Below are 22563 nucleotides of genomic sequence, written 5' to 3' on the forward strand. Positions count from 1 at the left end.
CACTCCCTTGGCGGTTTGCATCAGAAGCGCCAGATCACGTCGATGAACGCGCGGTGCATGTACGAATCAACCTGCTTGCCGTAGGCATCGCCCGGTTTGAACACACCGCCACGGAAACGCACGAGGGCCGAAGGCTCGTCGATCGACTGGCTCAGCGCCGCCGGCAACAGGCCTTGCTTGAAGTACTTGGTGACGACCAGGTCCATCTCCTGACCCAGATCCTTGTTGCCGTCTTCAAGCGGCAGCGAAGTGCTGGAGAGGATCGCGCCGGTGGCGTCGTCGGTGTTGTTTTCCACGGCGTTGATGCCGTTGCTGCCCACCGGCTTGTTGCCGTCGACACGCCAGAACTTGTGGTAGATCAGGCTGGCGTCGTACTCGTCGTTGACCATCCACGAACCGAACAGGGTCGCGGTCTGCATGTTGTTCATTTCGCCACGGAAGGCTTCGCCGAAACGGTGCACACGCGAGCGCGTACCGGTGTAGTTGGAGCGGTTGCTCTCCAGACCGGTCTGCTCGTAATCGGCGCTGGCGCGGGCATACGCACCGCCGACTTGCCATTGCGGATCAAGGCGCAGGCGCACACCGATGTCGGTGGCCCAGCCGTTGACGTCATCGCTGCGCTTGGCTTGCGCCGGACGCGAACCGTCGGCATTCAGGGCGTTGACCGTGTCGCGGTCGCCGCTCATGCCGGTGATGCTGCCCCAGTAGTTGACGGTGTTGGTGTTGCGCCAGTTGTAGGCGTCGCTGTCGGCGGTCAGGCCGAGCCAGCTGATGTCGCCGTTCTCGGTTTTATCCAGCGAATCGCGCGGTACGCCCGGTTCGGCATAATCGAGTTTGCCGTCGTCGTGGGTGTGATGACCGCGAATGCCGACCCAGTTGCCCGGCGTCCACTGATAGGCCGCATCGGCGTAAGCATGCAGGCGATCCTTGTCTTTCGGCGCCAGCTCTTTCAGGTCGGTGCGGTATTCACTGAAGCGTTCGGCAACACCGGCGTTGGCACGCAACAGGGTGGTGTCGAAGGTCCAGTTCAGCGCTTCGATGTTGGTGTCGCGCCATTGGCCGTCGTCGTTGCGCAGGCGCTGGCGACCGAACTTGAGCATCTCGCCCGGGTACGGAGTGAGGCCGCTGTAGCCGACCCAGAACTCGCGCATCGCCAGATAGTTTTTCTTGGTTTTGCGATCGCTGTTGTCGGTGGCTTGTTCACCGTCGGATTGTTGCAGGGTGTCCGTTTCGATGATGTCGGTCGAGGTCACGGCCTGGCCCATGGCGTAGGCGCTCCACGCGCCGCTTTCGCCGTAGATCCACGGACGCAGGTCGAGGCCGACGCCGTTGACGTCGCCGCCACCGGCGGTGCCGAGGTCACGGTCGTCTTCGGACTGGCCGGTGACTTTCACTTCCAGGCCGAAGTTCTTGGTTTCAGTCATCGCGGCCAGTGTCGGGCAAGACCAGATCAGCGCGAACGAGAGGCCAATGCCGGCCTTCACGAATGGATTCAGCTTCATAATTTTTCCTCGCCGTCTTCTTCTTGCAGGGCGTGCAGTTGCAGCGTGTTCGGGTTCAGAGCGCCACGGCTGGCTTGCTCTTGTTGCAGCAGACGTTGCGCTTCGGCCAGACGCTCGGGCGGCAATTGCGCGGCGAGGGTGGTCGCCAGCTCATCGGCTTGCGGGGTGTTTTGTGCCTTGGCCAATTGGCTGAACACGTAGGCGTTGAGCGGGTCGGGCTTGGTGCCCTTGCCTTGGGAAAACAGTTGCGCGATGGCGAAGTCGGCACTGTTCTGGCCGTTGCGCGCAGCGGTCAACAGGTGGTCGAGAGCCTTCTGCGGATAGACCTTGCCCAGGTAACCACGGCGATAGATCTGGCCGAGGTAGTAGTCGGCGGCGACTTCGCGGCCGACGGCTTTCTGGAAATGTTCCTCGGCGACTTTGGCGTCGGCCGGGACCATTTTCCCTTCGTAGTAGAGCTTGCCCAGCAACAGTTCGGCGCGCGGCTGATCGGCGGCGCGGCCGTTGTCGAGGTACTTCATCATCTGGTCGACGTCGCCCAGTTCCGGGTAGTCGTAAAGCAATTGCGCGAGGGTCACCCACGACGCCGGGTAGCCCGGAGCGATCGGCTCGAGCAGCGACTGCGCGGTTTTTTCGTCGGTCTTGCCCAGGGTCGAATCGGCCAGAACACGGGCCACGGAATCGACGCGCTGCGCGGTGACGGTGCCACGGCTGTAACCGGCCTGCATCTGCTTGATCAGCTCGGCTTGCTGTTCTGGCTGGGCACGTTTCTGATAGACCGTGGCCAGTTCGACGTAGCAGATGTCGGTGGTGTTGAGCGCGGCTTTGCAGATCTTTTCGACGTCATCCAGGTGCTGGTCGTAGGTGCCTTGGGTGCGATACAGCAGCACCTGCGCCAGACCGGCTTCCGGGTAGCCGGATTTGCGCCACTGATCGATCTGCTGCTGCGCGTTGATGTTGGGGAAGCTGTGCGGGTATTGCAGATAGAGCATCGCCAGCGGGATCAACGTGTTGCCTTCGCCATTGGCGGCGGCTTTTTTCAGCAGAGTTTCGGCTTCGTGGTGCTCGGCTTCGGTGGAACCCGGCTTGGCCACCAGCAGGCGACCCAAGCGTGCCTGAGCACGCGGCGAAACACTGGCGGCGGCGCGGTAAGTCGCCTCGGCCTGTTTCATTTGCTCGGGGTCTCGGCTGTCGACCTGGATGTCGGCGAGGCCGACTTGTGCCTCGCTGTAACCCAGATCGGCCAGTTGCTGATAGTTCTGCGCGGCGGTGGCAGTGTCGCCACGCTTGAGCGCTTCGTTGGCCAGACGCTGATCGGGCAGGCCGGCGCAACCGGCCAGAGAGACTGCCAAAGCCAGCGAGCACACCATCAAACCCATGTGGGAGCGAGCTTGCTCGCGAAGCAGTCGACTCGGTACATCAGACAAACCGTGCTGACCCTTTCGCGAGCAGGCTCGCTCCCACAGGGTTGGCGGTGTGTTGAAGATAGGAGTAGTCACAGGCATGTCCTCGACTTAAAGACCGGCAGCCATGGCTTTGTCGATCAGCCAGTTCAGGTTCGGGCCACGGTCGCTGTTCACTTCCACCGGGCGGCCGGCGAGGCTGCTGTCGAGCGGCTCGTCAGGCTGGATCTGTACGCGGATATCGGAAGACAGGTCGGCGCTTTTCAGGCTGGTGCTGCTGACGATCTTGCCGGTGCGGGTCTTGTCTTCGCCGGCGATCTGGAAGCTCACCGGGGTGCCCGGACGCACGTCGCCGAACTGGCGATAGGAGAAGCGTGCATCGACGGTGGCCTGGGTGTTGCGCGGCACCAGTTGGAAGATCACGTCGCCCTTGCTCGCGTATTGACCGTCGGCGACCAGTTGCTGGGCCACGGTGCAATCGCACGGCGAAGTCAGGGTGCCGGTCATTTGCTTGCCGAACAGTTCTTCAACCTTGGCCGGCGACAATTGATCCTCTTCCAGATGGCCCTTGAGCACATCGAGCATGCTGGTGCTGAAGGTCGCCAGTGGCGCGCCTTTGGCGGCAACGCCGTCGGATTTGATCAGGCTCTGCACGGTGCCGTCGCGCGGCATGGTGATGTTCATCCCCGGCACGCTGACCAGACCGGCCTGCGCGTGGCTGACGAAGTACATGCCGTATACCGATTTGAAAATGAAACCCGCCGCGACCAGGCCGACCGCGAAGATGCCGGCGCTGAACGTCACCGCTTTCAGGCGCCCGAACGGGGTCATGCCGGAGCCGCCGTCCTTGACCTTGCGTGCTTTGGTGAAGTTGTCGCGCTGCAGGGTCGCCAGCACTTCGCCAATGCTGACGATGTCGCCGGCCAGGTGCGAAGTGATCAGGTGGCGCAGGGTGGAAATGTCCTGCTGCTCGAGGTTCTGGAACTGGCAACCGGCGCGGCCGGTCTGGCGGTCGAAGGAACGCACTTGCAGTTCAACGTCCATGGCCAGGCCGAGGTTGTCGATGACAAATTGCAGACGCGCCTTGTACACCTCGCCGATGGTCAGCGGCAGTTGCCCGGCGTTGAATGCCAGGCCACCGGCGGACAGGTCGATGACCCGCGCTTCGATCGGTGTCCGGTCAGGGCCGAAGAAGCGCAGTTTGGCCGGGATTTTCACGCGGGCGTGTTGGCGCTGGGCTTCGGATTCATGCACTACGTTGGCGTTGACGGCGGTATTCATAGGGGCGATTTCCTTGTTAATTCAATAGGGGCGGGTCAGACCATCATCAGCAGCACGGCGACGAAAATGCTGCCGGCGGAGAAGGTCATGGTCCGAGACGACCAGGTGTTGAACCAACGTTGAAAGCTGGCGAGATCACGGGTCAGGGATGTGGGTTGGCGCGTCCAGGATTGTTGGTCGAGGCGGAAGAACACGTAGATCTTCACCAGCGCACCGACGATCTGGTTGTAATAGAGAATCGCTGGATATGCCGGGCCGATCCGGTGGCCGGAACACGACAACAGCAAGGTCAGGATCAGGCGGGTGATGCCGATCCACAGCAGGTAGACCAGGATGAACGCGGTGCCGTACTTGAAGCTGGCGATGAGCGCCACGGTCAGGCCGAGCAAGGACGTCCACATCGACACGCGTTGGTCGAACAGCACCACCGAGGTGAACGCGCCGAGACGTTTCACACCCAGGCCCAGCGCTCGCGAGTTCTGGCGCAGGTTGTTGCCGTACCAGCGGAACATCAGTTTGCGGCTGGCCTTGATGAAGCTCTTTTCCGGCGGGTGTTCAACAGTGTTGATCGCCGCGTCAGGCACGTAAAAGGTGTCGTAACCGAGGCGCATCAGGCTGAACCAGCTCGACTTGTCGTCGCCGGTCAAAAACTTGAAACGGCCCAGACGCCAGTGTTGCAGCGAGTCGCTTTCAACGTCGGCGATGAATTCCGGGTTGGTCACCACGGTGGCGCGGAACACCGACATACGACCGGTCATGGTCAGTACGCGTTTGGACAGGGCCATCGAGCACATGTTGATGTGGCGCTGGGCGAAACGCAGCTTGTGCCATTCGCTCATGATGTAGCCGCCGCGCACTTCGCAGAACTCGTTGGTGGTCAGGCCGCCGACGTTGCCGAACAGCTGGAACCACGGCACGGTCTTGCGCACGGTGCCTTCACCGAGCACGGTGTCGCCATCGATCACGGCCACCACGGCGCGGTCGTCCGGCAGGTGACGGGAGATCGCGCGGAAACCATAGGCCAGGCCATCACGTTTGCCGGTGCCGGGAATGCGCACGAAGTCGAGCTTGACGCGGTCGGGCGGATTCATCCGTGCCCACAGCGCCTTGACCAGCAGCTCATCGGACATTTCGACGATGGAGCAGACCACGGTGGTCGGCAGTTCGCAGTCGATGGCTTCGCGGATCACCGAGCTGTAGACCTGCGCGGTGGTGAGCGCGTCGATACGGAAACTGGTGACCATCAGGAACACATGCGACGGGTCCGCCGCCTTACCCAGCTTGCGCACTTTGCGGCGCAGGTGCGGGTAAACGATGTAGAGAAAAATCATGCCGCGCACAAAGTGCGTTGCACCCATCGAGTAGCGCCAGATACCCACGGCGCCAATCAGGAAAATGAAGTCCTTCGACTCGGAGTCGAATGTGGACGTGGGCAGCATCAAGGCCAGGCCCATCAGCAGACTGAGATAAAAAAGCCAGCCGGCTGATTGCAGAAAAAAATGTTTGAGCTTGCTCATCAGCGTCATCCGAAGGTAAGGGAGGCTTCAAGCTGCAAGCTTCGAGCTGCAAGTCCTGCAGCTCGGAGCTTGTCGCTTAGGTCTGCATTACCAGCAGATACCCTCGGTGCGCGTACCAGCGTCGGTGGCTTTGGCCATGAAGCCGACCAGGTCGATGACCTGCTTGCCGTGCGGCGCTTGCTGTGCCAGCGGGCGGAACTTCTCGTCGCGGTTGCCGAGGATGATCACGTCGGAGTTGTCGATCACCGAATCGAAGTCCGCGTTGAGCAGCGACGATACGTGGGGGATCTTCGACTCGATGTAGTCCTTGTTCGCGCCGTGAACGCGGGCGTACTCGACGTTGCTGTCGTAGATGCTCAGGTCGTAACCCTTGCCGATCAGCATCTCGGCCAGTTCTACCAGCGGGCTTTCGCGCAGGTCGTCGGTACCGGCCTTGAAGCTCAGACCGAGCAGGGCGACTTTGCGTTTGTCGTGGCTTTCAACGATGTCGAAGGCGTTCTGCACTTGCGATTCGTTGCTGCGCATCAGCGAGTTGAGCAGCGGCGCTTCGACGTCCAGGGAACCGGCGCGGTAGGTCAGCGCACGCACGTCTTTCGGCAGGCACGAACCGCCGAAGGCGAAGCCCGGGCGCATGTAGTACTGGGACAGGTTGAGGGTCTTGTCCTGGCAGACCACTTCCATCACTTCACGACCATCGACGCCGACCGCTTTGGCGATGTTGCCGATCTCGTTGGCGAAGGTCACTTTGGTCGCGTGCCAGACGTTGCAGGTGTACTTGATCATCTCGGCAACGGCGATGTCCTTGCGGATGATCGGTGCGTCGAGCTCTTCGTACAGCGATTGCAGAACGTCGCCCGAGGCCTTGTCGAACTCGCCGATAACGGTCATCGGTGGCAGGTCGTAGTCGGCAATAGCGGTGGATTCACGCAGGAACTCAGGGTTGACCGCAACGCCGAAGTCGACGCCGGCTTTCTTGCCCGAGCAATCTTCGAGAATCGGGATCACCACGTTGGCAACAGTGCCCGGCAGTACGGTGCTGCGTACGACGATGGTATGGCGGGTGGTTTTTTCACGCAGAACAAAACCGATCTCGCGGCATACCGCTTCGATGTAATTCAGTTCGAGGTCGCCGTTCTTTTTGCTCGGCGTACCGACGCAGATCATCGACAGGTCAGTGTCACGAATCGCCTCGGCGAAGTTGGTCGTGCCACGCAGGCGACCGGTCTGAATACCCTGTTGCAGAAGTTCGCCCAGGCCCGGTTCTACAATCGGCGATTTGCCGGCGTTGATCATGTCGATCTTGTCTTTGGCAACATCGACGCCAACTACGTCATGGCCCCGTGCAGACAGGCAACCGGCACATACTGCGCCAACGTAACCCAAACCAAATATGCTGATGCGCATCGCAATTACCTCTGTATATATCAGGCCTTAGAGGGCCGGAGTTAATGGTGTTCAGCGTTCATTAGTGCACTCGAAAGTGCGGCATACAGGCGCCACAATGCCGTGTGCAGGCATACTAAGTTTCGAGTGTCTAAATAAGTGCACTCAAGATGTGCGCAACCAGGCCTTGTTGTTATGACTTGCCCTGTTATGCAGCCGATCTTCTTGATAGAAGACTCTTGTGCAATCGTCTTGCGCGCTCGATGTCAGGATGAAAGTCCCGTAAATCAAGCGGTTGGGTGCTCAGGTGAGCACGTTTATAAGGGCGCGGCCATGGCCTTTGTAGGGGATATAAATGGTGCGTATCTCCTGTCCATCGTCTGTTTTGAGACTAGTTAGTCATCCAGGCAAGTTGCTGTGACAACTTGGTTACATGGCTATCAGCTCTGCGTAAGTTATCTCGTACAAACTCGGCGAGAATCGTTACCGGTGGTATGAGCTATGCATTCGGACGAAGTTCCTGTCCGCTCATCGCGAAATCTGAAATTTCTTGAAATATTGTCAGAGATGGCACTAATCTCAATTTGATAGCACTTTCGTTTTCGACCTTTATTAACAGGCGAATAATCACATTAGATAGTTTTGTGCCACTACAGTGAAAAAAATCAAGTGCCACTACTGAAAAAAATGATCAGTGTCGAGTGAAACTAATCTTAGAAAAGGCAGGGATGATTTTCTGGCGCCAGTAAAATGGCGAAATGTAGCGAGGGTTTTTTGACATCGTGCGAGCTGCACGACTCTTTATATAACGAGTCGTGCATTGGGCATGCTTTATTCGGGGGCGTGATCGCGCAAAAATACCAGATTGTCCGGCTTCGACTGCTCGTTACTGTAACGATAACCCTGCACATCGAACTGCTTGAGCAGGGCCGGATCGTTGATTTTTTCCTGAATCACGAAACGGCTCATCAGCCCACGTGCTTTCTTCGCGTAGAAACTGATGATCTTGTACTGGCCGTTCTTCTGATCCTTGAACTCGGTGTTGATGATCCGCGCATTCAGGGCTGTGCGTTTCACTGCCGAGAAGTACTCGTTAGACGCAAGGTTGAGCAGCACGTCGTCGCCCTGATCGACCAGCGCTTCATTCAACCATTCGCTGATGCGCGTGCCCCAGAAGGCGTACAGGTCTTTGCCACGAGCGTTGGCCAGTTTGGTGCCCATTTCCAGGCGATACGGTTGCATAAGGTCGAGCGGGCGCAGCAAGCCATAGAGGCCGGAGAGCATGCGCAGGTGTTTTTGCGCGTAATCGAAGTCGGCTTCGCTGAAGGATTGCGCGTCGAGACCGGTATAGACGTCGCCCTTGAACGCGAGCAGCGCCTGCTTGGCGTTGTCCGGGGTGAACGCGGGTGTCCAGCTGCCGAAACGCGCGGCGTTGAGCCCGCCGATCTTGTCGGACACGTGCATCAGTTCGCTGATTTGCGCCGGCGTCAGCTCGCGCAGTTGCTGGATCAGTTCCTGGGAATGGTCGAGGTATTGCGGCTGTGTGAAGCGCTGGGTCGCCGGCGGTGTTTCGTAATCGAGGGTCTTGGCGGGGGAAATCACCATCAGCATGAAGTCGTCTCCTTTAATCGTGGGGCGATTCTAGGGGGTTGGCGCGGTTGACTCCAGCTATGGGGGTAATAGGTGTGGGGAAGCTTGGGCATTTGCGACGGCTGGTGGAATTTTTCCCTCACCCCAGCCCTCTCCCGGAGGGAGAGGGGGCTGACCGAGTTGTACTGTCGATTTACGCCGACATGATCAATCGAGTTGAACTCAAATTTTGAAATCAATGAAGATCGGCTCCCTCTCCCCCCGGGAGAGGGCTGGGGTGAGGGCGGCGTCCTTCAGCCTTGCACATCAGCTATAGTGCCGCGCGGGTTTTGTTATGGAGACATCCCTTTTGCGCATTGTTCTTTTATTCACCGCGTGGCTGTTGAGCTTTGGTGCCGTGGCGGCGCCGGGTGATGTGGCGACGCTGGATCGCAGCACCTGGCCAGAGCAGCTCAGCAATCCGACGCTGTTTGACGTCGCCTCACGGGCAGAAATCCTGATGTTCGCCCGTGGTCTGCTCGGTACCGAATCGATGGACGAAGCCGCGTTGGCTCAGCGTCTGGGCCTGCGCACGATCAACATCGATGCGGTCAATAGCCTGCGTCAACGTCTCTGGCAGCGGCTGTTGGCCAACTACAACTACGCCCAGCAAAGCTGTGATCAGGACGCCTCGTTCTGTTTCCTCGTCGAAGACCTGCCGACCCTGCGTGAGCAAGCTGCCAAGTTTGTGGTCAGCGACGACAGCTATTACACAAAGTGGGCCGAGCCGAGCCGGATCTTTCATCTGCAGTATTTGGACGAATTGATGCGCAAGGCCGCGTTATTCCCGCAGACCAGCAGTGAAGTCGATCGTTTCGGCGACTACGAGCGCAATGGCGACGAGATGCATGACCGGCTGTTTCTGCTGACCTTCGACAGCGCTGCCAACATGCAACCGGACAACACCGACTGGCTCACCGAATATCTGCGCAAGTCGAACCTGAGCGGCACGTTCTTTGTGTTGGGCAAGGATATTCAGGCGCGGCTGGCCGATCGCTCCGTGAGCAGCCTGCAAGCCGGGTTCTCGAAACAATGCGTCGGCGTGCAGGGTTGGGAGTTCCGTTCCCACAGCCACTGGCAGGACTGGCAGGACTCGGTGCGGCGCAGCGCTGATCTGGTGAAGAGCAAATTGCCGGAGAATTACGTGCCGCTGTTCCGCCCGCCGGAAGGTCAGCGGCGCAGCGACGCCCAAGGTTTCTTCAACACCCAGGGCCTGCAAGTCGCGTTATGGGACATCGACGCCCAGGACGGCGCGGGCAAACTCAAGGGCTCAGCGAGCGCGCAGCGGGTGCTGACCCTGATGCTGTTGTGGCGCCACGGGGTGATCAATTTCAACATGAAACAGGACGCGGTGAAGACTTCGTTGCCGTGGTTGATCACGCAAACCGCGCAGAGCGGTATCGGCTGGGAAGACTGTCAGGACGCGTTTCGCTGAGAAACGGCAAAAGCCCGGAAACATTGGGCTTGGGGCGATTTTTTACGGGATTTCGGTGCAGGCGGACTTCCGACTTTAGCGGGCTATGGACAGTCCGCCAAGGGCTTTTCGTCACTCTGCAAAATAAACTTAAAAAAACCGTCAAAGTACTTTTTTATGTCATCGGTTTTGGAGTATTACGAAGACAGACCGCCGAAACCTGCAACACAGGTGGCGTCTTCCAAGACCCGTTTGTTTGCAGTCACTTGAATCTCCGCAGGTGAGATTTCGGCAGTCACTTCGAGGCGCAGCACCGCTCAGGTATTGCGTCTACTGGCTCTGACAAAGGTGACCGAGTATGGATGATCACGGACGTAGCCCTTCCTCCAACCAGCCAATCCTTTATGTACTCGATACCAACGTATTGATTCACGATCCAAACGCCCTGCTGAATTTCGAAGAACACCACGTCGCGATCCCGATGACCGTGCTTGAAGAGCTGGACAAGCTCAAGAGCGGGCATCACAGCGTGGCCGCTGAATGCCGTCAGGCCATCCGGCTGATCGACAAGACCCTGGGCGATGCTTCCCCGGAAGATGTCGAACTGGGTGTGCCGATCCAGCGCGGCAAGGGCGGGCCGAAGGGCTTGCTGTCAATTCTGATGAGCAAACAGGCCGAGTCGAATCTGATTCTGCCCGAGCACCTGAACGACAACAAAATCATCAACCAGCTGATCGACCTGCACACCCGCGATCCGAAAAAACCGGTCGTGCTGGTCACCAAAGACATCAACATGCGCCTCAAGGCGCGCGCCTGCGGCATCGATGCCGAGGATTACAGCACCGACCAACTGGTCGATGACGTGTCCCTGCTGCCCAACGGCTACCACAACATGACCGGCTCTTTCTGGGACCGCGTGAGCAAGGTCGATACCCGTCAGGATCACGGCCGCACCTGGCATCAAGTGCAACTGATCGACAACCTGCCGGCGGTGCATATCAACGAGTTCATCATCGACGAACAGGGCTTTGTCGGCTGGATCAAGGAGATCGATGAGGCCAAGCTGCTGATCCTCGACCTGCATCAGGAACCGCTGCTGCATCAAGAGGCCTGGGGGCTCAAGCCGCGCGACATCTACCAGAGTCTGGCGTTGTACGCGCTGCTCGATCCGGACATCCACCTGGTCAATCTGTCGGGTGCCGCAGGTTCCGGTAAAACCATTCTGGCGCTGGCCGCTGCGATCGAGCAGACCATGGTCAGCAAGCGTTATCGCCGCATCATTGCCACCCGCAGCGTGCAGGGCCTGGATCAGGAAATCGGTTTTCTGCCCGGCACCGAAGCGGAAAAGATGGAGCCTTGGCTGGGCGCCATCACCGACAACCTCGAAGCCTTGCACATGGATGACGAAAACACCCATGGCAGCGTCGATTACATCCTCAGCAAAGTGCCGTTGCAGTTCAAATCGCTCAACTACATTCGCGGTCGCAGTTTCCAGCAGAGCCTGATCCTGATCGACGAATGCCAGAACCTCACGCCGCACCAGATGAAAACCATCATCACCCGTGCCGGCGCCGGTTCGAAAGTGGTGTGCCTGGGTAACCTTGCACAGATCGACACCCCTTACCTGTCCGCGACCAGTTCCGGGCTGACCTACCTGACCGAACGCTTCAAGGATTTCCCCAACGGTGTGCACATCACCCTGCAAGGGGTGCCTCGCTCGATTCTGGCTGAATACGCCGAATCGCATTTGTAACCCTTCACCCAAGACCGGGCGGCTCTTAAAACCGCCCGGTTTTTTTCTGGATAAATGCATAACCCCTGTGGGAGCGAGCCTGCTCGCGAATACGGTGTGTCAGTCGCCAACGATGTTGCCTGATGCATCGCCTTCGCGAGCAGGCTCGCTCCCACAAGGTTCTTCAGTGTTCAGATAATCGTGCGTGCGGAAATTTGACCCGCAGGTTTACAATCCACGCTCCTGATCAGGAGTAATCCCGTGCTGACTCATCTCGATTCCCAAGGTCGCGCCAACATGGTCGACGTCACCGAAAAAGCCGTGACGTTCCGTGAAGCGACGGCCCAAGCGCTGGTGCGCATGCTCCCCGAAACGCTGCAGATGATCGTCAGCGGCGGCCATCCCAAGGGTGACGTGTTTGCCGTGGCGCGCATTGCCGGCATTCAGGCGGCGAAGAAAACCAGCGATCTGATTCCCCTGTGCCATCCGCTGATGCTCACCGGCGTAAAAGTCGAGCTCAGCGCGGATGGCGACGACACCGTACGCATCGTCGCTCGTTGCAAACTGTCCGGGCAGACCGGCGTCGAGATGGAAGCGCTGACCGCCGCCAGCGTCGCCGCCCTGACCATCTACGACATGTGCAAAGCCGTCGATCGTGGCATGACCATCGAAAGCGTGCGCCTGCTGGAGAAGGTCGGCGGCAAGAGCGGACACTTTCAAGCGGAGCAGCCATGAACCTGACCGTTAAGTTTTTTGCCCGTTACCGTGAAGCGTTGGGTGTGGATTCGGTGAAGGTTGAGGGCGATTTCGCCACTGTTGACGACGTGCGTGCGCTGTTGGCGCAACGTGATGGCGCTGAAGTGCTGAGCGAGCAGAACCTGATGTGCGCGCGCAACGAAGACCTCTGCCAACTCGATGAGCCGGTGGTCGATGGCGACGAAGTGGCGTTTTTCCCCACCGTGACGGGAGGCTGAGCCATGGCGATTCGCGTGCAGGCCACGCCGTTCGATCCGGGCGCTGAAGTCAACGCGATGCACGCGGCCAATGTCGGCGTCGGCGCGGTGGTAAGTTTTGTCGGCTACGTGCGCGACTTCAACGACGGACTGGATGTGGCAGGGATGTTCCTTGAACACTATCCGGGCATGACCGAAAAAGCCCTCGGCAAGATCGCCATCGAAGCCGAACAGCGCTGGCCTTTGCTGAAGCTGGAAGTGCTGCACCGCATCGGCGCGCTGGAGCCGGGCGAACCGATCGTCTTCGTCGGCGCCGCCAGCGCCCATCGCCAGGTTGCCTTCGATGCCTGCGCCTTCGTCATGGACTACCTGAAAACCCGCGCGCCGTTCTGGAAGAAGGAAAACACCAGCGACGGGCCGCGATGGGTTGAGGGGCGGGACAGTGATCATGCCGCCGCGGATCGCTGGAAAAAGTAATTCCTGTAGCGTCCCTCAGTACGCCTTCGCGAGCAGGCTCGCTCCCACATTGGATCTCCATGAACGCAGATATTGTGTTCGCTACAGATCCCCTGTGGGAGCGAGCCTGCTCGCGAAGGCGTCATCTGAATCACCACAATCTTGCCTCTCTGGCCCGATTGACGGCTTGTACGTATAAGTCCAATATGGATTTCCAAGTACAAAAAAACAGCTTCAGTCTGGCCGCTCGTAGCTCCCCGCTAGCAGCTGCTCTTCTTCATCTTGCCAAACCAACAACAACCCGCGAGAGAACGAACATGAAGAAACTCCCCCTCATCACCGGTCTGGCCCTCAGCCTGTTGTCCTGCGCCAGCGTGTTCGCCGCCGAGCAAACCCTGCGCATCGGCATCGAAGCTGCCTACCCGCCATTCGCCTCGAAAACCGACAAGGGCGAAATCGTCGGTTTCGACTACGACATCGGCAACGCCTTGTGCGCGCAGATGAAGGTCAAGTGCGTGTGGGTCGAAGGTGAGTTCGATGGCCTGATTCCCTCGCTGAAAGTGAAGAAAATCGACATGGCCCTGTCGTCGATGACCATCAACGAAGACCGCAAGAAGTCGGTGGATTTCACCCACAAGTACTACTTCACTTCGTCACGATTGGTGATGAAAGAAGGCGCCACCGTCGACGATCAATACGCCAGCCTCAAGGGCAAGAATGTCGGCGTGCAGCGTGCGACCACCACTGATCGTTATGCCACTGAGGTATTCGAACCGAAGGGCATCAACGTCAAGCGCTACAGCAACAACGAAGAGATTTACATGGATCTGGCAGCAGGGCGGCTTGATGCGATTTTTGCCGACACCATTCCGTTGAATGACTTCCTGTCGATGCCGCGTGGCAAGGGTTATGCGTTTGTCGGGCCTGAGTTGAAGGATCCGAAGTACGTCGGTGAGGGCGCGGGGATTGCGGTGCGCAAGGGTAATGCCGAACTGGTCAGCCAGTTGAATGGTGCAATTGATGGGATTCGCGCGAGTGGCGAGTACCAGAAGATTTCCGAGAAGTATTTCAAGTCCGACATCTACGGCGACTGATCTACCGCTTTCGCGAGCAGGCTCGCTCCCACACTGGATCTGTGCCGTGCACAAATCCCCTGTGGGAGCGAGCCTGCTCCGGGCGGCGTTCCGACGAAGAGGTCATTCCAGGCAATACAACTCCTGAATCTTCAGCCCTTCAATTCCTTCAAATGCTTGTACACCGTCGCCCGCCCCATGTTCAGCACATTGGCCACATAGTTCGAGGCGCTCTTGCCCTTGAACGCGCCCTCGGCGTGCAGCGCCAGCACCAGTTCACGCTTGTGATCACGGGTCAGCAGATTCAGGCTCAGTTGCCGTTCGCGTAGCCAGGCGTGGAGGAAGGTGTTGATGCGTTCCTGCCAGTCATCGCGAAACAGTGAATCCGGTTGCGGGATCAGTTTGCTCGGTGAGAGGAACAGGTCCAGCGCCGCCTTGGCATTCTCGAACAGCGAAATATTCAGATTGATGCACAGCACCGCCAGCGGCAGGCCTTCGCTGTCGCGCAGGACGCTGCTCAGGCTACGGATCTTCTGGCCATCCCAATTGAGCTTTTCGTACGGGCCGATGTTCCGCTCGGCGACATCCTCGCTGAGCATGTCTTCCAGTGACGAGTCGTCGCCGATTTCGCGTTTGGACAGGTTGTTGGCAATGTAGTCGACCTTCTGTGTGCGCAGGTCGTGCAGCACCACTTCGGCGTGCGGATAGAACAGCGTGGCGATGGCGTCGGCGATGGCGCGGAAGTTATCCAGGGCCGGGTCGAGTTCAGGGGCGGTCATGACAGTGGAGCTCCAGGCAGCGTCAACGCCCCCGTGATCAGGAGGCGCTGCGAGTGTGCCGCAATCCGTTGGGCGCGTCATCCGCAGGGACGATCAGCCGAGGCGGGCGGGCGAGAGCATGGCGCTGCTCAGGCCGAAGTTGCGCAAGTGCTCGGGCAGCGGCTGACCACGCACCAACGCCGCGCTGGCCTGGCCCATCGCTGGCGAAGTCTGAATGCCGTAACCACCTTGCGCGGCGACCCAGAACAATCCCGGCACCTGTGAATCGAAACCGCTGAGCAGATCACCGTCGCCGACGAAACTGCGCAGCCCGGCCCAGGTGCGGGTCGGGCGGCGGATGCTCAGCGTCGTCGCTTCTTCGATCTGGTAGATGCCCATGGCAATGTCCAGTTCTTCCGGCTGCACATCGTGAGGTTCGACCGGGTCGGCATTGGCCGGCGAACCGAGGAACATCCCGGCGTCAGGCTTCATATAGAAGGATTCATCGAGGCTGACCAGCATTGGCCAGTGGTGAATGTCGACGCCTTCGGGCCCGGCGAAAATAAACGCGGCGCGGCGTTTCGGCTGTAGCCCCAGCGGACGGGCGCCGGCCAGTGCGCCGATCTTGTCGGCCCAGGCGCCGGCGGCGTTGATGATCACCGGCGCGCTGAAGGTCCGGCCGTTGGTTTGCACGTGCCAGAGGCCATCGGCATCGCGGTCCAGGCCGAGTACTTCGCAGTCGGTGTGGACTTCGCCGTTGTTGCGACGGATGCCGCGCAGGTAGCCCTGATGCAAGGCATCGGTGTCGATGTCGCTGGCGCTCGGGTCGTAGATCGCGCCGTGGACTTTTTCCCGACGCAGGATCGGCAGCCGCGCACAGGCTTCGTCGGCGCTGAGCAACTGCATTTCCGGCACGGTGGCTTTGGCGCTGAGGTATTGGTTATTGAGTTCGGCGGCGTCACCGGTGAAGTCCACGGTCATTTCGCCGCGCGGGGTCAGCAGTGGGTGTTCGCAGAAACCGCTGGGCGGGTTGTCGAAAAACGCCCGGCTGGCCTGGGTCAGTGCGCGCACTTGAGGTGTGCCGTACGCGGCGGTGAACAGCGCAGCAGAGCGGCCGGTGGAGTGATAGGCCGGGTGCGATTCACGTTCGAGCACGATCACTTTGCCGTGCGGCGACAGCCAGAAACCGCTGGAAGCGCCGGCAATCCCGCCGCCGATGATGATGAAATCTGCCTGGCTCATGAAGGTCTCCAGTGGGTACGTAATATCAAGGCGTTCGCTAGTCCCCTGTGGGAGCGAGCCTGCTCGCGAAAGCGGTGTATCAGTCGACATCTTCGGTGAATGTCAGACCGCATTCGCGAGCAGGCTCGCTCCCACAGGGTTTTTTTGGGCGTTAGTGGGTTAAGTGATAAATCGCATTGGCGAGGGCAATGTCTTCCAGGCCCAAGCCGATTGAACGGAAGAACACGTGACGATCGTAATCGGGACGGTGCACTTTTTCGCTGAGCAGATCGGCGAGGTCGCCAACAATCGAATCCTGGCTCCAGCCATGTTGTTCACTGGCAATCAACATCTCACCCGCCGACCCCGGCGTGGTCAGACGATAGTCGCAGAACACCTGCATGCCGTTGAGTCTCTGCGGCGGCACTTCATGAGCGCGCGGGGCGTTGGTGCTGATCGAGGTGATCAGGGCCGGTTTGCTCAGCGCGGCAGGATCGATCACCGGCCCGGCGGACGAGGTGCACAGCATGATCACGTCGGCCTCGGCGATGGCCGCTTCACGGCTCTCAGCGATCTTCAGATTGGGCGTGATGGCTTTCAACAGTGACTGGGTTTGAGCGTCGGCGGACAGGCTCGGCGAATACAGGCTGATGCTCTGCCAGTCACGCAGCGATTTCACGTAGTGCAGATGCGCCTGGGCAACCTTACCGCTGCCAATGATTGCCAGTCGCGTGGCATTCAGCGGAGCGAGGGCGTCGACTGCCACGGCCGTGGTCGCGGCGGTGCGCGCGGTGGTCAATTCACCCGCATCACAGAGCAGCAGCGGTTGACCGGTTTTCATCGACATCAACAAGGTCCATGCAGTGACCAGGGCACCCTGCTCGCGAACGATATACGGCGAGGTTTTCACGCCGTAAACCCCGTCCTCGGCCAACACGCCCAGATAGTTGATGAAGTCGCCGGCACCCTGCGGGAACTCCACCAGTTGCTGCGCTGGTTGCACGGCGTGTCCGGCAGCGAGATCTCGGAACAGCTTGCGCAGGATTTGCGGCACATCGATGCGCGTCAACAGCTCGCGGGCCTGATGCTGGTCGATCATGTAAGGCGTAATGGACATGTCAGGCTCCGGAGTATGTATTTAAACTAATTTGTCCATTATGGACTTTTAGTTTTCTCTCGCAAGCACCTGATCAAATGCCGGGCAAAAAAAAGCGCAGTCCGTTGCCGGCTGCGCTTTTCTTTCAAGCGTCGCTTACTGCGGACGCTTACGCTCTACCGCACGCAACAGATGTGTTGGCGGCGTTTCACAGCTGATCTTGCGACCAAGCTTCTCTTCGATGGACGGCAACTGATAGGAGTCGTCTTCGCCGGCGAAGCTGATCGACACGCCATCGGCGCCGGCCCGACCGGTACGGCCGATACGGTGCACGTAGTCGTCCGGGACTTCCGGCAGGGTGAAGTTGATCACGTGGCTGATGCCGTCAATGTGGATGCCGCGACCGGCGACATCGGTGGCGACCAGCACGCGAATCTTGCCTTCGCGGAAACCTTCCAGGGTCTTGATGCGCTTGTGCTGTGGTACATCGCCGGACAGTTGCGCGGCATTGATGCCGTCGCGCACCAGACGCTCCTCGATGCGCCGCACTTCGTCCTTGCGGTTGGCAAACACAATCACGCGTTCCCAGCCGTTATCGTTGACCAGGTTGTAGAGCAGTTTGTATTTGTCGGCACCGGCCACCGCGTAGATGTGCTGCTCGACGTTTTCGTTGGCCACGTTCTGCGATTCGATTTCGACGATCGACGGGTCGGTGGTCCACTGCTTGGCGAGGTTCATCACGTCTTCGGTGAAGGTCGCGGAGAACAGCAGAGTCTGGCGCTCGGACTTCGGCGGGGTCTGGCGAATGATCTGCCTTACTTGCGGGATGAAACCCATGTCGAGCATGCGGTCGGCTTCGTCCAGCACCATCACTTCGACCATGTCCAGGTGCACGTCGCCGCGCTGGTTGAAATCTAGCAAGCGGCCCGGGGTGGCCACGAGGATGTCGCAGTGGCGCGCTTCGAGGTGCTTGAGCTGTTTGTCGAAGTCCATGCCACCGACGAACGTCATGACGTTGAGGCCGGTGTACTTGGTCAGGTCAGCGGCGTCCTTGGCGATCTGCACCACCAGCTCACGGGTCGGCGCGATGATCAGCGCACGGGGCTCGCCCATGTAGCGTTCTTTCGGCGGCGGCGTTTGCAGCAACTGAGTGATGATCGAGATCAGGAACGCGGCGGTTTTACCGGTGCCGGTCTGCGCGCGGCCAATGGCGTCTTTGCCGGCGAGAGTGAAGCCCAGCACCTGTGCCTGGATCGGCGTGCAATACGGGAAGCCCAGATCCTGAATGGCGTGCATCAGTTCTGGCGACAGTTTGAAATCATGGAAGCGGGTTTTGCCTTCCTGTGGCTCGACGACGAAATCTTCGAGTTTCCACGGAATCACCGGCGCCTTGGGCTTCGGTTCGCGGCGCGGTCTGGCCGGTTTTGGCGCTTCGCTGCGGGCAGGTTCGGCGGCGATGGGCGCGGCCGGTGCCGGTTGCGGGGCTTGTTTCGGTGCCGCTACGGGAGCAGGGCGGTCGGCCTGTGGCGCATCGGTGCGATGACCGGGGACGTGCGACGGCGCACTGGGAACTGGCGCGAGCTGCTCAGCCTCGCTTTTACCGAACATCTTTTTGAGTGCTTTGAGCACGGTCATCTCATCAATTGGTTAAGGAATGTACGCCGGCCAGTGTAATGCAAGAAACGGGCGCGGCGTAGGGGGAGGGATCAAAGGGCGGTTTTAATCTCGACGCTTAGCGCAGACGTTCGCTCAACCAGACGCCAATGTCGCGAATTTCCTCGGGTAACACTTCGTGCTCCATTGGGTATTCCTGCCATGTCACGGTGACACCATGCTTCTTTAAATGCTCGTAAGCACTGCGGCCCATCGAGTTCTGCACCACGCCATCGAACTGGCCGTGCAGGCACAGTGCGGGAATCCGCTGCTGACTGGCGGAAAGCTCCATCTCGTCAGTGAAGGTCGGCGCATACGTCGACAGCGCCAGCACACCGCCCAAAGGTCCCTGCCATTTCACAAATGCGCTGTGCAGCACCACCGCGCCACCCTGGGAAAACCCGGCGAGGAAAATCCGCGAAGCGTCTATTCCGCTGGTGCGCTCGTCTTCGATCAGTTCGATGATGCGATCGGAGGACTCCTCCAACTGCTTACGGTCAATCGCGCGCGCCGGGCTCATGGCTTTGATGTCGTACCAGCTCGGCATGGCATATCCGCCATTTATCGTCACTGGACGGGTCGGCGCCTGCGGCAGCACGAAGCGTGTGCTCAGCAGGCTTTCCTGCAACGCTTCGGCCACCGGCAGGAAGTCGTAGCGATCGGCGCCGAGGCCGTGCAGCCAGATCACGCAGGCGTCTGCGGGCTTAACAGGCTGAAGAATCAAGGGCTCGGTCATGTCTGCTCCAAAAATGTGCGGGCGCTCTCATTAAGTGCGTGATTGGAGTGCGCGTCCGGTGGATCCGTTAAGAAGATGTCGCAAGGTTACAAGTTTTGCTATTGACCTGTCGCCGAATCGATTCGGTAAGCGGTGTGGTACGGGCTTTGCTATGGCTTGAACCGTGCAACCGATCTTGCGTGGGCGGTAACACTATCAGTGTACGACCCGCGACGGGATTGCAAAGAATCCGGTGATGGATGTTCGCCAATGGCCGCTACGGGCGCAGCGAACGTGAAAGGGCTACAGCCCGTTCGGCCGATTGGTGAGAAGTGAGTTGTCCATGATGTGGATTTTCTCCTGAAAGACTCATAGCGAAGGTCCTGACGTCGGTTGACCCCAAAAAAAGCCAACACGGGTCAACAACGCCTCAAAAGGGTGCGACTGGACTCAAGCTCCGACACAACAAGAGCAAAACTGGAGGTTTGAATGAAGATGTTGAAATCCACCCTGGCGATCGTGACTGCAGCAACAGTTCTCGGCGTCAGCGGGTTCGCTCAGGCGGGTGCAACCCTGGATGGCGTGAAGAAGAAAGGTTTCGTGCAGTGTGGCGTGAGCGACGGTTTGCCGGGCTTCTCGGTACCGGACGCGACCGGCAAGATCCTCGGGATCGACGCTGACGTCTGCCGCGCTGTGGCCGCTGCTGTTTTCGGCGACGCGACCAAAGTCAAATTCAGTCAGTTGAACGCCAAAGAGCGCTTCACCGCGCTGCAATCGGGCGAGATCGACATTCTGTCGCGCAACACCACCATGACCAGCTCCCGTGACGCGGGCATGGGCCTGAAATTCCCGGGCTTCATTACCTACTACGACGGCATCGGCTTCCTGGTAAACAACAAGCTGGGCGTGAAAAGTGCCAAAGAGCTGGACGGTGCAACCATCTGCATCCAGGCCGGTACCACCACCGAGCTGAACGTTTCCGACTACTTCCGCGGCAACGGTCTGAAATACACCCCGATCACTTTCGACACCTCTGATGAAAGCGCCAAGTCGCTGGAATCCGGTCGTTGCGACGTGCTGACCTCCGACAAGTCCCAGCTGTTCGCCCAGCGCAGCAAGCTGGCCTCGCCGAAGGACTACGTGGTTCTGCCGGAAACCATTTCCAAAGAACCTCTGGGCCCGGTCGTACGTAATGGCGACGACGAGTGGCTGGCCATCGTGCGTTGGGTTGGCTACGCGCTGCTCAACACCGAAGAAGCCGGCATCACTTCGAAGAACGTCGAAGCGGAAGCCAAGTCGACCAAGAACCCGGACGTCGCCCGTATGCTCGGCGCTGACGGCGAGTACGGCAAAGATCTGAAACTGCCGAAAGACTGGGTGGTGCAGATCGTCAAACAAGTCGGCAACTACGGTGAAATCTTCGAGAAAAACCTCGGCAAGAGCACTCCGCTGGAAATCGACCGCGGCTTGAACGCCCTGTGGAACAACGGCGGCATTCAGTACGCACCACCAGTGCGCTAATGGTTCTATCGCCCGGCGGGCCAACCGCCGGGTGATGTTCTTGTTCCATTTTTTCCGGGGCACTTCATGCAAAATTCAATCGGCGCACCAAAGCAGAGGCTCAGCCTCAGCGATCCACGAGTGCGTGCGTGGCTATTCCAGATCATCACCGTTGTGGCGGTGGTCTCGCTGGGCTGGTACCTGTTCGACAACACGCAAACCAACCTTCAGCATCGGGGCATTACCTCCGGTTTCGGCTTTCTGGAGCGCAGTGCCGGGTTCGGCATCGCTCAACACCTGATCGACTACACCGAAGCGGACAGCTATGCCCGTGTGTTTGTCATCGGTCTGCTCAACACCCTGTTGGTGACCGTGATCGGCGTGGTTCTGGCGACGATCCTCGGCTTCATCATCGGTGTAGCGCGGCTGTCGCAGAACTGGATCATCAGCAAACTGGCGACCGTGTATGTGGAAGTGTTCCGCAACATTCCGCCGCTGCTGCAAATCCTGTTCTGGTACTTCGCGGTGTTCCTGACCATGCCGGGGCCGCGCAACAGCCATAACTTCGGCGACACCTTCTTCGTCAGCAGCCGTGGCCTGAACATGCCGGCCGCGCTGGCCGCTGATGGTTTCTGGGCGTTCGTGATCAGCATCGTGGTGGCCATTGTCGGCATCGTGCTGATGTGCCGCTGGGCCAATCAGCGCTTTGAAGAAACCGGCGTGCCGTTCCACAAGTTCTGGGTGGGGCTGGCGATTCTGCTGGTGATCCCGACTCTGTGCGCACTGATCTTCGGCGCTCCTCTGCACTGGGAGATGCCTGAGCTCAAAGGCTTCAACTTCGTTGGCGGCTGGGTGCTGATCCCGGAACTGCTCGCCTTGACCCTGGCCTTGACCGTGTACACCGCGGCGTTCATCGCCGAGATCGTGCGTTCCGGGATCAAGTCGGTCAGCCATGGCCAGACCGAAGCGGCGCGTTCCCTCGGCCTGCGCAACGGCCCGACCCTGCGCAAAGTGATCATTCCGCAGGCCCTGCGCGTGATCATTCCGCCGCTGACCAGCCAATACCTCAACCTGGCGAAGAACTCCTCGCTGGCGGCTGGTATCGGTTACCCGGAAATGGTTTCGCTGTTCGCCGGCACCGTGCTCAACCAGACCGGTCAAGCCATCGAAGTGATTGCCATCACCATGAGCGTGTACCTGGCGATCAGTATCAGCATTTCCCTGCTGATGAACTGGTACAACAAGCGCATTGCGCTGATCGAGCGGTAAGGAAAAGC

19 protein-coding genes are annotated in these 22563 nt (G+C 59.4%); 8 read left to right on the forward strand and 11 right to left on the reverse strand.

The features are described 5' to 3' along the window. Window positions 1-20: 20 nt before the first annotated feature. From ACRRSD_RS20235 to yaaA, 6 genes are all read right to left on the reverse strand, one after another. The gene (locus ACRRSD_RS20235) at window positions 21-1502 is read right to left on the reverse strand and encodes an alginate export family protein (RefSeq protein WP_435034958.1); all 1482 of its coding nucleotides are present in this window, start codon (window positions 1500-1502) and stop codon (window positions 21-23) included. After that, window positions 1499-3001, reverse strand: coding sequence for an alginate biosynthesis TPR repeat lipoprotein AlgK (gene algK / locus ACRRSD_RS20240; RefSeq protein ID WP_435034960.1), 1503 nt, complete (start codon window positions 2999-3001; stop codon window positions 1499-1501). Before algK ends, ACRRSD_RS20235 begins: the two co-directional genes overlap by 4 nt. Window positions 3002-3016: 15 nt before the next feature. Then, a complete protein-coding gene (locus tag ACRRSD_RS20245; RefSeq protein WP_435034962.1) occupies window positions 3017-4186 on the reverse strand; it encodes a PilZ domain-containing protein in 1170 nt (389 codons plus the stop codon). A gap of 35 nt (window positions 4187-4221) precedes the next feature. Next, window positions 4222-5703 carry a mannuronan synthase gene (gene alg8 / locus ACRRSD_RS20250; protein ID WP_007914304.1) on the reverse strand — a complete coding sequence of 494 codons (1482 nt, stop codon included), beginning with the start codon at window positions 5701-5703 and terminating at the stop codon, window positions 4222-4224. Window positions 5704-5790: 87 nt separating this feature from the next. Continuing rightward, window positions 5791-7107, reverse strand: a complete 1317-nt coding sequence (locus tag ACRRSD_RS20255; RefSeq protein WP_007914305.1) for a nucleotide sugar dehydrogenase — start codon at window positions 7105-7107, stop codon at window positions 5791-5793. Between the two features lie 810 nt (window positions 7108-7917). Beyond that, on the reverse strand, window positions 7918-8697 hold the full coding sequence (gene yaaA, locus ACRRSD_RS20260; protein ID WP_435034965.1) for a peroxide stress protein YaaA: 780 nt from the start codon (window positions 8695-8697) through the stop codon (window positions 7918-7920). Window positions 8698-9010: 313 nt separating this feature from the next. Between yaaA and ACRRSD_RS20265 the strand changes: the two genes are divergently transcribed. The 6 genes from ACRRSD_RS20265 (at window position 9011) to ACRRSD_RS20290 (ending at window position 14364) form a co-directional block, all read left to right on the forward strand. After that, window positions 9011-10150, forward strand: coding sequence for a polysaccharide deacetylase family protein (locus ACRRSD_RS20265; RefSeq protein ID WP_435034967.1), 1140 nt, complete (start codon window positions 9011-9013; stop codon window positions 10148-10150). A 337-nt stretch (window positions 10151-10487) separates the two neighbouring features. Then, window positions 10488-11882 (forward strand): PhoH family protein, encoded by a 1395-nt coding sequence (locus ACRRSD_RS20270; RefSeq protein WP_007914309.1) that lies wholly within the window; start codon window positions 10488-10490, stop codon window positions 11880-11882. 240 nt (window positions 11883-12122) lie between these two features. Continuing rightward, window positions 12123-12596, forward strand: a complete 474-nt coding sequence (gene moaC, locus ACRRSD_RS20275) for a cyclic pyranopterin monophosphate synthase MoaC (protein ID WP_093437022.1) — start codon at window positions 12123-12125, stop codon at window positions 12594-12596. Continuing rightward, window positions 12593-12835, forward strand: coding sequence for a MoaD/ThiS family protein (locus ACRRSD_RS20280; protein WP_016985014.1), 243 nt, complete (start codon window positions 12593-12595; stop codon window positions 12833-12835). The genes moaC and ACRRSD_RS20280 overlap by 4 nt, the downstream gene beginning before the upstream one ends. A gap of 3 nt (window positions 12836-12838) precedes the next feature. Continuing rightward, window positions 12839-13291, forward strand: a complete 453-nt coding sequence (gene moaE / locus ACRRSD_RS20285) for a molybdopterin synthase catalytic subunit MoaE (protein ID WP_435034971.1) — start codon at window positions 12839-12841, stop codon at window positions 13289-13291. A gap of 296 nt (window positions 13292-13587) precedes the next feature. Next, on the forward strand, window positions 13588-14364 hold the full coding sequence (locus tag ACRRSD_RS20290) for an ABC transporter substrate-binding protein (RefSeq protein ID WP_016985013.1): 777 nt from the start codon (window positions 13588-13590) through the stop codon (window positions 14362-14364). A 131-nt stretch (window positions 14365-14495) separates the two neighbouring features. Here the strand turns inward: ACRRSD_RS20290 and ACRRSD_RS20295 are convergent, their stop codons facing one another. The 5 genes from ACRRSD_RS20295 to ACRRSD_RS20315 form a co-directional block, all read right to left on the reverse strand. After that, entirely contained in the window at window positions 14496-15122 is a 627-nt protein-coding gene (locus ACRRSD_RS20295; protein ID WP_435034973.1) for a helix-turn-helix transcriptional regulator, read from the reverse strand. A gap of 93 nt (window positions 15123-15215) precedes the next feature. Further along, window positions 15216-16343 (reverse strand): NAD(P)/FAD-dependent oxidoreductase, encoded by a 1128-nt coding sequence (locus ACRRSD_RS20300; protein ID WP_435034975.1) that lies wholly within the window; start codon window positions 16341-16343, stop codon window positions 15216-15218. 151 nt (window positions 16344-16494) lie between these two features. Then, window positions 16495-17439, reverse strand: a complete 945-nt coding sequence (locus ACRRSD_RS20305; protein ID WP_435034978.1) for an ornithine cyclodeaminase family protein — start codon at window positions 17437-17439, stop codon at window positions 16495-16497. Between the two features lie 135 nt (window positions 17440-17574). Next, window positions 17575-19053 (reverse strand): ATP-dependent RNA helicase RhlB, encoded by a 1479-nt coding sequence (gene rhlB, locus ACRRSD_RS20310; protein WP_435034980.1) that lies wholly within the window; start codon window positions 19051-19053, stop codon window positions 17575-17577. Between the two features lie 97 nt (window positions 19054-19150). Further along, window positions 19151-19807, reverse strand: coding sequence for an alpha/beta hydrolase (locus ACRRSD_RS20315; RefSeq protein WP_435034982.1), 657 nt, complete (start codon window positions 19805-19807; stop codon window positions 19151-19153). A 468-nt stretch (window positions 19808-20275) separates the two neighbouring features. Here ACRRSD_RS20315 and ACRRSD_RS20320 point away from each other — a divergent pair, with 468 nt between their 5' ends. Beyond that, window positions 20276-21307, forward strand: a complete 1032-nt coding sequence (locus ACRRSD_RS20320) for an amino acid ABC transporter substrate-binding protein (protein WP_127925921.1) — start codon at window positions 20276-20278, stop codon at window positions 21305-21307. Window positions 21308-21373: 66 nt separating this feature from the next. Continuing rightward, window positions 21374-22555 carry an amino acid ABC transporter permease gene (locus ACRRSD_RS20325; RefSeq protein ID WP_435034985.1) on the forward strand — a complete coding sequence of 394 codons (1182 nt, stop codon included), beginning with the start codon at window positions 21374-21376 and terminating at the stop codon, window positions 22553-22555. Window positions 22556-22563 lie beyond the last annotated feature (8 nt).

Source organism: Pseudomonas neuropathica (assembly GCF_051174785.1).
Classification (GTDB): domain Bacteria; phylum Pseudomonadota; class Gammaproteobacteria; order Pseudomonadales; family Pseudomonadaceae; genus Aquipseudomonas; species Aquipseudomonas neuropathica_A.

Excerpts from the sequence above, each read along its gene's own strand:
- ACRRSD_RS20265 (WP_435034967.1), top strand. The coding sequence starts at position 9,011 with ATGGAGACATCCCTTTTGCGCATTGTTCTTTTATTCACCGCGTGGCTG.
- ACRRSD_RS20280 (WP_016985014.1), top strand. The coding sequence starts at position 12,593 with ATGAACCTGACCGTTAAGTTTTTTGCCCGTTACCGTGAAGCGTTGGGT.
- ACRRSD_RS20315 (WP_435034982.1), bottom strand. The coding sequence starts at position 19,807 with ATGACCGAGCCCTTGATTCTTCAGCCTGTTAAGCCCGCAGACGCCTGC.
- ACRRSD_RS20305 (WP_435034978.1), bottom strand. The coding sequence starts at position 17,439 with ATGTCCATTACGCCTTACATGATCGACCAGCATCAGGCCCGCGAGCTG.
- rhlB (WP_435034980.1), bottom strand. The coding sequence starts at position 19,053 with ATGACCGTGCTCAAAGCACTCAAAAAGATGTTCGGTAAAAGCGAGGCT.
- ACRRSD_RS20255 (WP_007914305.1), bottom strand. The coding sequence starts at position 7,107 with ATGCGCATCAGCATATTTGGTTTGGGTTACGTTGGCGCAGTATGTGCC.
- moaE (WP_435034971.1), top strand. The coding sequence starts at position 12,839 with ATGGCGATTCGCGTGCAGGCCACGCCGTTCGATCCGGGCGCTGAAGTC.
- ACRRSD_RS20300 (WP_435034975.1), bottom strand. The coding sequence starts at position 16,343 with ATGAGCCAGGCAGATTTCATCATCATCGGCGGCGGGATTGCCGGCGCT.
- yaaA (WP_435034965.1), bottom strand. The coding sequence starts at position 8,697 with ATGCTGATGGTGATTTCCCCCGCCAAGACCCTCGATTACGAAACACCG.
- ACRRSD_RS20325 (WP_435034985.1), top strand. The coding sequence starts at position 21,374 with ATGCAAAATTCAATCGGCGCACCAAAGCAGAGGCTCAGCCTCAGCGAT.
- ACRRSD_RS20235 (WP_435034958.1), bottom strand. The coding sequence starts at position 1,502 with ATGAAGCTGAATCCATTCGTGAAGGCCGGCATTGGCCTCTCGTTCGCG.
- ACRRSD_RS20290 (WP_016985013.1), top strand. The coding sequence starts at position 13,588 with ATGAAGAAACTCCCCCTCATCACCGGTCTGGCCCTCAGCCTGTTGTCC.
- ACRRSD_RS20245 (WP_435034962.1), bottom strand. The coding sequence starts at position 4,186 with ATGAATACCGCCGTCAACGCCAACGTAGTGCATGAATCCGAAGCCCAG.
- ACRRSD_RS20295 (WP_435034973.1), bottom strand. The coding sequence starts at position 15,122 with ATGACCGCCCCTGAACTCGACCCGGCCCTGGATAACTTCCGCGCCATC.
- ACRRSD_RS20320 (WP_127925921.1), top strand. The coding sequence starts at position 20,276 with ATGAAGATGTTGAAATCCACCCTGGCGATCGTGACTGCAGCAACAGTT.
- ACRRSD_RS20270 (WP_007914309.1), top strand. The coding sequence starts at position 10,488 with ATGGATGATCACGGACGTAGCCCTTCCTCCAACCAGCCAATCCTTTAT.
- alg8 (WP_007914304.1), bottom strand. The coding sequence starts at position 5,703 with ATGAGCAAGCTCAAACATTTTTTTCTGCAATCAGCCGGCTGGCTTTTT.